The sequence below is a fragment of the Pseudomonas sp. GW821-FHT09H03 genome, from assembly GCF_059415945.1.
The window spans coordinates 71,331-83,929 of sequence record NZ_JBWKOF010000015.1; the positions used below are offsets into that span (position 1 = coordinate 71,331).

Here is a 12,599-nt window from a genome sequence, read left to right on the forward strand (position 1 = left end):
CTTGAGTTCCGAATTCAGTTTACAAACCCAAGCCAATGTCCAAGCCGGCACACCGCGCTATCGCCCCGTATCCATCGGTTGTGCGGCGGTCGAGGTGACAGAGCAGCATGGCGAACTGCATATGCGTTCCCTGGAACCCTTGGCCGAGTTGCCCAGGCGCTTGCTCGACCGCTTGGTGCATTGGGCCCGGTTGCGTCCTGAGCAGACCTTTATCGCCGCCCGCCAGGAAAACGGTGAATGGCGTCGGGTGAGTTACGCGCAAATGCTTGACAGTGTCCGGGCGATCGCCCAAAGCCTGCTGGGTTATGGTCTGTCGGCCGACAAGCCCCTGGTGCTGCTCTCGGGCAATGACATCGAGCATTTGCAAGTGGCCTTCGGCGCCCTGTATGCGGGCATTCCCTACTGCCCGGTATCGCCGGCCTATTCGTTGCTGTCCCAGGACTTCTCCAAGCTGCGCCACGTGTGCGAGTTGCTCAAGCCAGGCCTGGTCTTCGTCAGTGATGCCGCGGCGTACCGGCGCGCCATCGATGCCGTGATACCGGCGGATACGCCACTGATCAGCGTCCGTGGTCAGGTCGAAGGTCGTCGCCAGGTGAGCTTTGCCAGCCTGCTTGAGCAACCGGGCGGTGCCGAGGCTGAAGCCGCTTTTGCCGCCACCGGCCCGGACAGCATCGCCAAGTTTCTTTTCACTTCCGGCTCGACCCGGCTGCCCAAGGCCGTGATCACCACCCAACGCATGCTCTGCGCCAACCAGCAGATGCTGTTGCAGACTTTTCCGGTGTTTGGTGAAGCACCTCCGGTGCTGGTGGACTGGCTGCCGTGGAACCATACGTTCGGCGGCAGCCACAACCTCGGCATCGTGCTCTACAACGGCGGCAGTTTTTACCTGGACGACGGCAAACCTACCGCGCAGGGAATTGCCCAGACCCTGCGCAACCTCAAGGAAATCTCTCCCACCGCCTACCTGACCGTGCCCAAGGGCTGGGAAGAACTGGTCTCGGCCCTGGAACAGGACGCAGAGCTACGGGAGTGTTTTTTCAAGCGCGTCAGCCTGTTCTTCTTCGCCGCTGCCGGGTTGTCGCAAAGCGTCTGGGATCGCCTTGACCGGGTCGCCGAACAACACTGTGGCAAACGAATCCGGATGATGGCGGGGCTGGGCATGACCGAGGCCGCGCCATCCTGCACCTTTACCACCGGGCCCTTGTCCATGGCCGGTTACATCGGCCTGCCTGCGCCGGGTTGCGAGGTCCGGTTGGTACCAAAAGACGGCAAGCTGGAAGGGCGCTTCCGTGGGCCGCACATCATGCCCGGTTACTGGCGCTCACCGCAGCAGACCGCCGAAGTGTTCGACGAACAAGGCTATTACTGTTCCGGTGATGCACTCAAGCTTGCCGACCCGGATGACGCGCAACTGGGGCTGATGTTCGATGGGCGCATCGCCGAAGACTTCAAGCTGTCTTCCGGGGTGTTCGTCAGTGTCGGGCCGCTGCGTAATCGTGCGGTACTGGAGGGCTCGCCGTATGTCCAGGACCTGGTAGTGACCGCGCCGGATCGTGAATGCCTCGGAGCGCTGGTGTTCCCACGGTTGTACGAATGTCGCCGCATGGCGGGGCTGGCGACCAGTGCCAGCGACGCTCAGGTGTTGGCAAGCACGCCGGTACGCGAGTGGTTCGCCGATTGGTTGCAACGGCTCAATCGCGAAGCCAGCGGCAATGCCAGTCGCCTGGAGTGGATCGCGTTGCTCGACGAGGCCGCGTCCATCGATCGCGGGGAAATCACCGACAAGGGCTCGATCAATCAGCGTGCGGTGTTGCAGTGGCGCGCGGAGCAGGTCGAGGCCCTGTATCGCGGGCTCGATCCGACCATCCTGCGGGCTGGGGCGAAATCTTGAACACAGACGGGCAGTACTCGGCCTTTGCCGATGCGGCGATTTTCGATGCGGTGCGAACGCCGTGGGTGGACCTCGGTGGCGCACTGGCCGAGGTTTCGCCGATCGACCTGGGCATCAAGGTCGGGCGCGAAGTACTGGCTCGCGCGGGCGTCGATCCGCTGGCGGTAGACAGCGTACTGGCGGGTTCGGTGGCCCAGGCCAGTTTTGATGCCTACCTGCTGCCACGGCATATCGGTCTCTATAGCGGCGTGGCGCAATCGGTTCCGGCACTGGGTGTGCAGCGTATCTGTGCCACCGGATTCGAACTGCTGCGCCAAGCTGCCAGGCAACTTGATGACGGTATGCAACTGGCGCTGTGCGTGGCCACAGAATCGATGTCACGCAATCCGATTGCGGCCTATACCCATCGTGGCGGTTTCCGTCTTGGCGCCGAGGTGCAGTTCAAGGACTTTCTTTGGGAAGCGTTGTACGACCCAGCTCCCGGGATGGACATGATCGCCACCGCCGACAAGCTGGCACGGCGCTATGGGCTGAGTCGCGAAGCCGTGGACGCCTATGCCTATGCCAGTCATGAGCAGGCGTTTGCAGCGCAGCAGGCAGGGTGGCTGGCGCCTGAGATTGTTGCTGTGGCTCCACAGATCTTTGAACTTGAAGGTTATCAATCTCGCAGTATTCGCTTGCCTCGGGGCGTCGACTCGGTGAGTGAAGACAGCCACCCACGACCCGCAAATCTCGCCGCCCTGGCCCGGCTGCGCGCCGTGCACGAGGGTGGCGTACAAACCGCCGGAAACAGCTGTGCGGTAGTCGATGGTGCGGCAGCGGCGCTGGTCGGACCTGCTTCGGCTAGCCGCAATACACCGTTAGCCTTTCTGCGGGCTAGCGCTGTAGTGGGGGTGGCGCCGGAGTTCATGGGTATCGGTCCTGCACCAGCGATTCGTCTGTTGGCGCAGCGCAGCGGCTTGAGCCTGGATCAGATCGACAGGTTTGAAATCAACGAAGCTCAAGCCGCCCAGGTCCTCGCCGTGGCTCAGGAGTTGGAATTGGACCGCTCCCGTCTCAACGTTCAGGGCGGCTCGCTGGCCCTCGGTCACCCTTTGGCTGCCAGTGGTCTGCGCTTGGTCTTGACCTTGTCCCGCCAACTGCGCGAGCACAACCTGCGCTATGGGATTGCTGCGGCTTGTGTCGGCGGTGGGCAGGGCATGGCCCTGCTGATCGAGAACCCGAACTGGCGCGCCTGAGGCATAAGTAGCCCTCCCGTAGCAACGGATGTCACCTGTTCTCTAACCTATGAGGTTTCACATGTGGAACTATCAGGCGCCCTTGCGCGATATGCGATTTGTTCTTGAATACTGGCTGCAGGCGCCCGAAGCGTGGCGTCGAAGTTCGGTATTCGAGGCGCTGGATTTGCCGCTGGCCGTGCAGGTGCTGGAGGAAGCTGGGCGTTTCAGCAGTGGCGTCCTGGCGCCGTTAAACAGCATTGGCGATCGTCAGGGTTGCCGTTTGGCTGAGGGACGGGTCACTACTCCGGATGGCTTTTGCGACGCGTATCGGGCCTATGTCGAAGGCGGTTGGCCGGCCCTGGCCTGTGCCGAAGCGCTGGGTGGACAAGGCTTGCCGCAGGTGCTCGACGCGGCGTTGCAAGAGATGCTTTACGCCAGCAACCACGCTTGGGCCATGTACACCGGCATCGCCCACGGCGCCTATCTGTGTTTGAAGACCCACGCAGCCGCGTGGCTGCAAGAGCGCTATCTTCCCGAGATAATTAGTGGCGAAACCTTGGCCACCATGTGCCTGACTGAGCCCCAAGCGGGCAGTGATGTCGGCCTGCTACGCTGTCGCGCCGAACCTCAGGACGACGGCAGTTATCGGCTCAGCGGTAACAAACTGTTTATCTCGGGCGGCGAACACGACCTCACCAACAACATCCTGCATCTGGTGCTGGCTCGCGTGCCGGGAGCACCAACTGGCAGCCACGGGATTTCACTGTTCCTGGTGCCGAAGTTATTGAATCAAGGTCAGGCCAACGGCGTGGCCTGCGACGGTATCGAGCACAAGATGGGGATTAGGGGCAGTGCCACCTGTTCCCTGGTGTTCGAGGCGGCTCAGGGTTGGTTGATTGGCGAGGTCAATCGTGGCTTGAAGGCGATGTTCGTGATGATGAATTCAGCACGCCTTCACGTAGGTCTGCAAGGTCTGGGGCACAGCGAAGCGGCCTGGCAGAACTGCCGTAGCTACGCCAGTGAGCGCCAGCAGATGCGTGCACCGTTAAGACCGGCCGGGGTCGTGGCGCAGGCAGCCGATCCGATCCACTACCATCCGGCAATGCGCCGCGTCCTGCTCGAGTTACGCGCCACCAGCGAAGGCATGCGCGCTATCGGCTATTGGGTCGCACACCTGTTGGACCAGGCCGAACATGACCCGCAGCTAATGGCTCGGCAACAAGCCGGGCAACTGGCGCAACTGCTAACGCCGATCATTAAGGCGTTTTTTACCGAACAGGGTTTTCGCCAGGCCAGCAACGCCTTGCAGGTGTTTGGCGGCTACGGTTACGTCACCGAATTTGCCATCGAGCAAACCCTGCGCGACAGCCGTATCGCCATGATCTACGAAGGTAGCAACGAGATTCAGGCCAACGACCTGCTGCTACGCAAGGTATTGGGCGATCAGGGGCAGGCTTTTGACCTGTTGTTGGCGCAATTGCGCGAGGAGTCCAGGCTGGGCGCCGAACTGCCACAGTGCGCCGGCTTTGCTGCACAACTGGTGAACCTGTGTGGTGAGCTTCACGTGCTGGTTGGCGAGGTGCGTGAGATATCAATTGAAGATGTTGAGTACCCATATCGAGCTGCAGGGAATTTCCTTCAGCTTTGCGGCCTGACCTTGCTTGCGCTGGCCTGGGCACGGTCGGCACGGGTCTCGCAGCAATTGCCTGAGGACGATCCACTGCGCGCCGTCAAACGGGAAACAGCGGGGTTCTTTTTCAGCTACCTGCTGCCCCAGGCCGAGCAGCACATGGCCGCGGTGCGTGGGGCGCGAGCAGGGTTGGCGTTTATTTAAGGCTCGGTAAAAGACCCAAACGGACGCCGTAGTGCCGCCAGGCGATGGCGGTCAGCGACGGTTGCGGGCTTGAATGATCGCGGCTTTCGATACGCCAACGCGCCGGGCGATTTCAGTGATGGTGCATCGCATGAGATCAAACTGGCTTTCTCACTGGAGGGACCGAGGAGGCGCTGCATAAGCTCCAGGTTAAAGACGGCATCGAAGTAGCCATGGCCACCTATCACTCCAACCGCATGTTCCATTGCCTGGAACATGCGGGTCGATCTGCTGAGAGACTCAATTCTTGTTCTTCATCGGATCGCCTCCGGAAGAACGTTACGCCTCTGGCCACCGATCAACTACTTCGCCGTAATCACCGACAGTTTTGTAATCCCGGCCCGCTCGATCGACGCCATGGCACGGGCTACTTCGCCATAATTCACACCGTTGTCGGCCTGCAATTGCACACGGACTTCGGCGTCCTTGGTCTTGGCGGCCTTGAGGTTGGTTTCCAGCAAATCCGGCTGGATTTCATCCTTGTTGATGAACACCTTGCCCTTGTCGTCGATGCTCACCACCAGCGGGTCTTTCTGTTCCACTGGCGCGACCGACTCGGTTTTCGGCAGATTGATCGGAATCGCGTTGGTCAACAGCGGCGCGGTGACAATAAATACCACCAGCAGCACCAACATGACGTCCACCAAGGGCGTGACATTGATCTCGCTGAGCACTTCATCGCTGTCTTGTGTAGAGAAGGCCATATCAGGAGGCCTCCTTGACGTTCTGCCCGGCGACGGTGGCGCTGGACTTGCTCAGTACAGGATGCCGCAGCACGCGGAATGAATGCTTCTGCGCCAGGCTGTAGAAGTCGTGGGCGAAGTCATCCAGATCCGCCGCCGTCAGCTTCAGCCGACGCAAAAAGTAGTTGTAGACCAGCACTGCGGGTACGGCGACGGCAATCCCGACACCGGTGGCGACTAGCGCGGCACCAATGGGCCCGGCCACGGTTTCCAGGCTCGCCGAGCCCGCCGCACTGATCCCTTTCAACGCTGACATGATGCCCCAGACGGTGCCGAACAGCCCGATAAAGGGCGAGGTACTGCCGATACTGGCGAGAATGGCCAGGCCACTTTCCAGCGAACGCCGTTCACGTACGATCTGCTGGCGCAGGGCACGTTCGAGACGGTCCTGATGATTGATCGACTGGCTGAGGTCGGTTGCCTGGCTGTCACTGACCTGAATCGCCGCATAACCGGCCAGCGCGACGCGAGCAGCGGCCCCCGGCAGGCTGTTGGCGGACTCGGTTGCTGATTCAAGGCTCGAAGCGGCCCAGAATTGCTTGTGGAATTTCCGATCCTGGGCCTTGAGCCGGAAGAATTGCAGTCCTTTAAGCAAGGCCAAGCCCCAAGTCGCGACGGAAAAAAGGATCAACAGCCAGATGACGGCATGTTCGATGGATTCGAAGGGGGATGCGAGTAGATTCATGGTCTTCGTTCTCTGATATAGGTTGCTGAGTCGCGGCGCTCCTTTTGTGGGGTGGCCCGCTGTTGCCAGGGTGCAGGGGTCTTGATTGCTACTTGATCTTAAAATCTATGGGCACGCTGACCCAGCCATCCTGGGCGACGTTGCCTTGTTTGGCCGGGACGAAACTCCAGCGCTTGACTGCGGCCAGCGCCGCGTCGTCGAGTTGATCGCGGCCGCTGCTTTTCTGGATCTGGATTTCACCCGGTTTGCCGCTGGCCAAAACATGCACTCGCAACAACACCGTGCCTTGCCAGCCGCGACGCATCGCCACTGACGGATATTCCGGCGCCGGGTTGTGCAGGTACCCTGCGTTGGCGGACGCAGGGGTGATCGGTAGCGGAGCAGGTGGGGCCTCTGGGGCTGGCGCAGCGACCGGTTGTGGCGGAGCGGGTGGGGCAGGTTGCTGCGCCACGGGTTTGGCTACCGGTTTGGGCACCGGTTTGACCACCGGCTTGGGCTTGGGAATCGGTTTAGGCGGTGGCGGTTTCACGGCCAATTCGTCCTCCACCGGTGGTGGCGGTTCGACCACCGGCTGCGCAATCGGCTCGGGCGCAGGAGGCTCCACCACCGGTGGAGCCGGCTGCGAGAATTCGATGGTCATCGGCGGAATCTCCGGCGGCACCACGGGCAGTTGCGGCGTTGGTACCTGGTTGACCCAGACAATCACTGCGCCATGCAGCACCAGCGCAAACACCCCGAGCAAGGCCACTTCGCGGCGGCTCAACACACGCTTGGGCGTGCTGTGCAGACGTGACTGCGACAGGGGCTCGCGGAAGACCCGGCCAAGCTCGAGCAGTTCGCCGGGCCTGGGGCTTTGGAATACCTGTGGCAGCGTTGCGGGGCTCTGGACATTGCCCATTTGTGTACTCCTGTGAATCTTCAGTTTTTACAACGCTTCGACGAATAGCTACGAGGCTCAATGCCCCACCAATTCCGCTAGCAGTTGTTCCTTGAAACCTTGTAATACGGTTGAAGCCCGATCCCGGGGATGGGGCAGATCTACCTTGATTTCGTGCTTGATCCGTCCCGGGTGGGCGTCCATGACGATCACCCGGTCACCCAGGTACAGCGCTTCTTCGATGTCGTGGGTGACCATGATCACGGTGCAGCGCTGCTGGACCCAGATGCGTTGCAACTCGTGCTGCAGTCGTACCCGGGTCAGCGCGTCGAGGGCGCCCAGAGGCTCGTCGAGCAAAAGCACTTTCGGTTTGTTGATCAACGCACGGGCGATGGCCGCTCGTTGTGCCATGCCGCCGGACAATTGGTGCGGGTAGGCGTTTTCAAAGCCTTCAAGTTTGACCAGGGCAATGTGCTCGGCCACCAACCGCTGTTTTTCTGCGTCGGACAACGGATGATTTTTCAGGGCCAGGGCGATGTTCTGGCTCAGGGTCATCCACGGAAACAAACGATGGTCCTGAAACACGATCCCGCGCTCCAGGCTGGTGGCGACGATCCGTTTGCCATCCAGCAAAATGTCACCTTCATAGTCGGCTTCCAGCCCGACAATGAGCCGCAGCAGGGTTGATTTGCCGCAGCCGCTGGCACCGACGATGCTGACGAACTCGCCGGGGCGGACGTCGAGGTCGATGTTATGCAGCACCGGCAGAGGATTGCCCTCGATCCGATAAGCCTTGCTCAGGCCGCGAATGTGCAGCGCACCCGACTGCAATGAAGTGCTGTGTAGCGGGGCATGTTGGGCGATTGCGTTCATGGAATGGCCTTTCAACGAGTGTTGCGCCAGCGCAGCAAATGGCGGCTAAGAAGGGTGAATAGCAGGGTCATCAGGTAGCCACAGAGGCCAATGCACAGCACGCTGAGGACGATGACCTCCATGCGTGAACCGGCTTCGGCGTTCATCATCAGGTTGCCCAGGCCGGCGCCGGAAGACAGAAACAGCTCGCTGCCCACGGCGGTGACCCAGGCAAACGCCAGTGCGTGCAACACGCCGGTGGCAATGCTCGGTAGCGCCGCCGGAAGCAGCACATGACGGAACCGCTGCCAGCGGCTCAGGACCAGTACCTGCCCGACTTCACGGTAGCGCTGCTCGACATGGCTGAAGCCTTGCCAGGTGTTGAGGACCATCGGATAAAACGCCGCGAGGCTGACGATCAGTACCTTGGAGAACTCACCGTTGCCGAACCACATGGCAATCAGCGGAATCCAGCCAAGCATCGGAACCTGGCGGATCGAGTGGAACAGCGGCCCGATCAACCGATTGGCCACGGCTGACAGCGCCATCAGCACCCCCAGCGATACGCCAAAGAAAATGCCCAAGGCCAGGCCGGTGCTGGTACGTGTCAGGCTGGCCAACAGGTTAACCAGCAACTCGCCATTGGCCAGCAGTTCGATCAAGGCCGAGCCAATCGCCGACAAAGGCACAAAAGCGTAAGCCCCGGCGGCGCCCTGGCGTGACAGGTACTCCCAGGTGCCGATCAACAACAGCGGCAGCAACAGGCCGCGCAATTTGGCAAATAGTCGAGACATCGGCGGCTCCTAGCGGGTCTGCCAGCGGAACATCCGCTGTTCGAGTTGGCGAAAACTGAAGTCGAGCACAAAGCCGATCACGCCCGTGACGACCACCCCAACCATCACCACATCGATGCGCAGCATTTGCCGGCTCATTTCAATCATCTGTCCCAGGCCACTGTCGGCGGCCAGCAACTCGGTGGCCACCAGCACCACCCAGGCGCGGGTCAGGCTGATGCGAAACCCGGTGATGATCGGTGGTGCGGCAGCCGGCAGGGCGATCTCGCGGACGAACGTCGGCCAGCGCAGTCGATACACGTCAGCCACTTCGAAGTAGCTGCGCGGGATGGCTTTGACGCCTTCGCTGGCGGCCAGTGCCACCGGGAAGAAGGCGGTTTTGGCAACGATGATGATCTTGAAGGTTTCATCGATACCGAACAGCAGCACGAACATCGGGATCAACGCGATGCTCGGAATCTGGCGCAGGGTGTGGAACAGCGGCGAGCAGTAGTTCTCGACGTTTTTCGACAGGGCCATGAGCACGCCGAACGCCAGGCCCGACAACGAGCCGATAGCGAATCCCAGCCCAAGGCGCGACAGGCTGTTGAGCAGGTGGTCGAGCAACTCACCGCTGGCTGACAGCTCTTCGAAGGTACGCCACACCTGCGCGGGCGGGACCAACAGGTTGCGCGGAAAAATCCCGGCCTCGGCCACCACCGCCCAGAGCAACAGCAGGGCAACAGGGGAGATGAGCCAGGTCAGGGAGGACAACAGTCGTTGAATACGCATGGCAGGTCTTATTTCGGCGAAGTACCGAAGGGGTATCGCAAGAGCTGTGCCAGTACCGGTAAATACTGCCTGGACCTGATGACGCCATCGCCGGCAGGCCGGCTCCCGCAGGTTATGCACCACCCTGTGGGAGCTGGCCTGCCGGCGATGGCGTCGTAATGAACACCGGGAATTGATGCCTGGTCAGCATCCGCTGCTGCCAGGGCAACACCCCACCAGCAGTCCACTCAGAACTCGTAACTGACGCTGGTGTAATAGAACGCGCCCTGGGCACCCTCAGGGCTGGTGATCGAGTACTTCGGTACGCCATACAACTGCGTACCTTCAGCCTTGTCCGGGTGGGTATCGAACAGGTTGATCGCCCCCACGGACACCTTCAGCGCTTTGTCAAAGGTGTAGGACAAGTCCAGGTCAGTCACCCATTGCGGGCTATAAGTCTGGTCCAGCGTCGGGTTGGTGGCGTTGAGGCTTTTCCATTCGCCATAGCGGCGCTGGGCGACGGTGACGCCCCAACCGTCATACAGCCAGTTGGCACTCAAGATCAGCTTGGATTTGGGCGTACCGTCTTCGATCAGACCCTGGGTGGTACGGCCGACAATCTGCGAGCCACTGATATTGCCGACGTCGCGCAGAGCGGTGATTTTGGTGTTGTTCTGGCTCACGCCGGCATTCAGGTTCAGTTGCCCCCATTGCTGCAGGTCCAACTGATAATTACTCGCCAGTTCGATACCGTCGGTACGGGTGTCGGCGACGTTGGTGTAGAAGGCCGCGCTTTGAATATTCGCGTACGGCGTCCCGGCGAAAATCGGCGAGACCACCGACGCCGGCAACTGGTCAGAGAGGGTGATGCGGTTGTCGATGTCGATGCGGTAGGCGTCCAGCGTCACCGATGCATTGGCCAGTGGGCGCCAGACCAGGCCCAGGGAGTAGCTGGTCGACTCTTCCGGCTTCAGCGACTTGCCGCCCAGCAACGTTGCTTCGGGGCTGTCGGCGCGCAGGGTTCGTTGCTGCACTTCGACAAAGTTGCCGCTGCCCGGCGGTTGTTCCACCACCTGCACGCTGAACGAAGACAAGCCGCTCTGCACCAGCGACGGCGCGCGATAGCCGGTGCTGGCGGTGGCCCTGGCGGCGATCTGCGCAGTGAAGTCATAACGCAGGGACAGCTTGCCGTTGGTGGTGTCGCCGAAGTCCGAATAGTGCTCGGTGCGCACCGCGACCCCGGCCTGGAATTTCTCGGTGATCTGACCTTCGACATCGAGGTAGGCACCCAATACGTCGCGGTCCAGCGAGGCCGCATCGACTTGGGTAATGCCCGAGTAGTAACCCGGAATGCGTCGCCGCGTAATCGGGTCGACGGTGTTGAAGAGCGAGCCGTTCTGCCATCCCGCGGCTTCGCCTTCGCTCAGTTCATAGTTCTCCTGGCGCCAGGCCACGCCGGCGGAGAGGGTCAGCGGCTTGAACAGCAGGTCGGTGGGCAAGTCCCGCACCCAGTCCAGGGTCACGTTGGTCTGGTCGGCCTCACGTTGGCCGGTGTAAATGCTTTGCGGGCTGCTGGTACCCCAGCTGGGGTTGATCGCATTGCGGTCGGTGGAATCCAGGGTGTTGTTGCCATAGTTCACGGCGAAGTCGAACTTGCCCAGTTGCTCATCTTCGTAACGCAGGCCGCCGGTCAACGCATAGTCTTCCAGCGAGTAGCGGGTGATCGGCAGGCGTCCGTCCGGGTAGCGTTGCAGCGCAGTGCTGCTGTAGTTGTTGCGCAAGGTGGTGGGCGGGTCGAAGAAGCCTTCGGCGTCGGTGTTTTTGTGGGAGTAGGTGGCAAAGCCGTAGGCCGTCAGACCTTCGCCAATGCCGACCTCGCTGTTGAGGGCAAAGTTGTACTGGTCCGACACATTGCCCGAGCCCCAGCGCCAAGTACGGTAACGGTTGTTTTGTTCGCGGGGCGTGTTGATGCTGGTGGAGCCCGGGTAGAAGATCCGGTTGTCCGGGTTAGTGTCACTGGCCGGGTCCTGGCTGCCGGCGTCGAAACCCAAGGTCAGGAAGCCGTCGTTGGGCAGGGTGAAGCCTTTCCAGCCGCTGAGTTTGCGCTGGATGCCATCGCCCTTGTCGTAGCCGCCGAAGCGGTATCCGAGGTTGCCCCCTTCGTCCTTTTCCTTGAGCACGATATTGATCACCCCGGCAATGGCATCGGAGCCGTACTGGGCTGCCGCACCGTCGCGCAGGATTTCCACGCGTTGGATCGAACTCAGAGGGATCAGGCTCAAATCGACGGCTGCGGCGCCGCGTCCATTGACCAGGCTTTGGCGGGTAACGTTGGCGCTGGTATGGCGGCGTTTGCCGTTGACCAGCACCAACACCTGATCAGACGCCAGCCCACGCAAGGACGCGCCTTGGGCGATGGAACCGGCGAAGGCGCCCTGGGGTGATTGCGGATAAGTGAACGAGGGCGACAGCGCGGTGAGGGCGCCGGACAGGTCGCTGGCGCCGGTCTGTTCCAGTTGCTCGCCAGACAGAACGTCAATCGGTGCGGCGCTTTCCAGTGCCGTGACATCGCTTCGGCGGGTGCCGAGTACGACCACGGTGTCCAGGTGATCGCTGGTTGCGCCGGGGTTGGTTTCGGCAGCAATGACAGGTAGGGCAAAGCTGCCAATGACCAACGCGATAGCGCCGGCCAACGGGGTGTGATGGAACATGGGTAAATTCCTTCCAGGCGTTGCAGGAGCTGGCTTGCCAACGATGACGGTCGTCAGGGCGATGCAAGGCTTGCGGGCCCATCGCCGGCAAGCCGGCTCCCACAGGGTTTTGTGTAGTTCCGGAGGACCGGACATCGCAGACGTTCTGTAGGAGCTGGCTTGCCAACGATGGCGGTCGTAAGGGCGATGCAAACCTCGGGGGC

The 12,599-nt window shown here is 61.3% G+C and carries 10 protein-coding genes; 3 read left to right on the forward strand and 7 right to left on the reverse strand.

Annotated elements, in window-relative coordinates; translation table 11 throughout:
• Position 1: 1 nt before the first annotated feature.
• The 3 genes from AC07OG_RS20860 (at position 2) to AC07OG_RS20870 (ending at position 4,945) form a co-directional block, all read left to right on the forward strand.
• Positions 2-1,891: a feruloyl-CoA synthase gene (locus AC07OG_RS20860; RefSeq protein WP_495067962.1), complete on the forward strand. Its 1,890-nt coding sequence runs from the start codon at positions 2-4 to the stop codon at positions 1,889-1,891.
• Positions 1,888-3,129, forward strand: a complete 1,242-nt coding sequence (locus AC07OG_RS20865) for a thiolase family protein (protein WP_495067963.1) — start codon at positions 1,888-1,890, stop codon at positions 3,127-3,129. Before AC07OG_RS20860 ends, AC07OG_RS20865 begins: the two co-directional genes overlap by 4 nt.
• A 61-nt stretch (positions 3,130-3,190) precedes the next feature.
• Positions 3,191-4,945, forward strand: coding sequence for an acyl-CoA dehydrogenase (locus AC07OG_RS20870; RefSeq protein ID WP_495067964.1), 1,755 nt, complete (start codon positions 3,191-3,193; stop codon positions 4,943-4,945).
• A gap of 341 nt (positions 4,946-5,286) precedes the next feature.
• On the opposite strand, the gene AC07OG_RS20875 is transcribed toward AC07OG_RS20870, so the two are convergent.
• The 7 genes from AC07OG_RS20875 to AC07OG_RS20905 all read right to left on the reverse strand — a co-directional run bounded on the left by AC07OG_RS20875 (position 5,287) and on the right by AC07OG_RS20905 (position 12,396).
• Positions 5,287-5,688 carry an ExbD/TolR family protein gene (locus tag AC07OG_RS20875; RefSeq protein ID WP_218425933.1) on the reverse strand — a complete coding sequence of 134 codons (402 nt, stop codon included), beginning with the start codon at positions 5,686-5,688 and terminating at the stop codon, positions 5,287-5,289.
• Position 5,689: 1 nt separating this feature from the next.
• Entirely contained in the window at positions 5,690-6,412 is a 723-nt protein-coding gene (locus AC07OG_RS20880; protein ID WP_218425934.1) for a MotA/TolQ/ExbB proton channel family protein, read from the reverse strand.
• A gap of 88 nt (positions 6,413-6,500) precedes the next feature.
• A complete protein-coding gene (locus AC07OG_RS20885; RefSeq protein ID WP_495067965.1) occupies positions 6,501-7,310 on the reverse strand; it encodes an energy transducer TonB in 810 nt (269 codons plus the stop codon).
• 57 nt (positions 7,311-7,367) lie between these two features.
• Positions 7,368-8,162: an ABC transporter ATP-binding protein gene (locus AC07OG_RS20890; RefSeq protein ID WP_495067966.1), complete on the reverse strand. Its 795-nt coding sequence runs from the start codon at positions 8,160-8,162 to the stop codon at positions 7,368-7,370.
• Between the two features lie 11 nt (positions 8,163-8,173).
• Positions 8,174-8,935 carry an ABC transporter permease gene (locus AC07OG_RS20895; protein ID WP_218425937.1) on the reverse strand — a complete coding sequence of 254 codons (762 nt, stop codon included), beginning with the start codon at positions 8,933-8,935 and terminating at the stop codon, positions 8,174-8,176.
• Positions 8,936-8,944: 9 nt separating this feature from the next.
• Positions 8,945-9,706 carry an ABC transporter permease gene (locus tag AC07OG_RS20900; protein ID WP_218425938.1) on the reverse strand — a complete coding sequence of 254 codons (762 nt, stop codon included), beginning with the start codon at positions 9,704-9,706 and terminating at the stop codon, positions 8,945-8,947.
• Between the two features lie 227 nt (positions 9,707-9,933).
• Positions 9,934-12,396 (reverse strand): TonB-dependent receptor plug domain-containing protein, encoded by a 2,463-nt coding sequence (locus AC07OG_RS20905; RefSeq protein WP_495067967.1) that lies wholly within the window; start codon positions 12,394-12,396, stop codon positions 9,934-9,936.
• Positions 12,397-12,599: the final 203 nt, after the last annotated feature.

What these genes read in the sequence shown, in the direction of transcription:
- AC07OG_RS20900 (WP_218425938.1), bottom strand. Translation starts at nt 9,706, where the DNA reads ATGCGTATTCAACGACTGTTGTCCTCCCTGACCTGGCTCATCTCCCCT.
- AC07OG_RS20895 (WP_218425937.1), bottom strand. Translation starts at nt 8,935, where the DNA reads ATGTCTCGACTATTTGCCAAATTGCGCGGCCTGTTGCTGCCGCTGTTG.
- AC07OG_RS20870 (WP_495067964.1), top strand. Translation starts at nt 3,191, where the DNA reads ATGTGGAACTATCAGGCGCCCTTGCGCGATATGCGATTTGTTCTTGAA.
- AC07OG_RS20885 (WP_495067965.1), bottom strand. Translation starts at nt 7,310, where the DNA reads ATGGGCAATGTCCAGAGCCCCGCAACGCTGCCACAGGTATTCCAAAGC.
- AC07OG_RS20890 (WP_495067966.1), bottom strand. Translation starts at nt 8,162, where the DNA reads ATGAACGCAATCGCCCAACATGCCCCGCTACACAGCACTTCATTGCAG.
- AC07OG_RS20880 (WP_218425934.1), bottom strand. Translation starts at nt 6,412, where the DNA reads ATGAATCTACTCGCATCCCCCTTCGAATCCATCGAACATGCCGTCATC.
- AC07OG_RS20905 (WP_495067967.1), bottom strand. Translation starts at nt 12,396, where the DNA reads ATGTTCCATCACACCCCGTTGGCCGGCGCTATCGCGTTGGTCATTGGC.
- AC07OG_RS20875 (WP_218425933.1), bottom strand. Translation starts at nt 5,688, where the DNA reads ATGGCCTTCTCTACACAAGACAGCGATGAAGTGCTCAGCGAGATCAAT.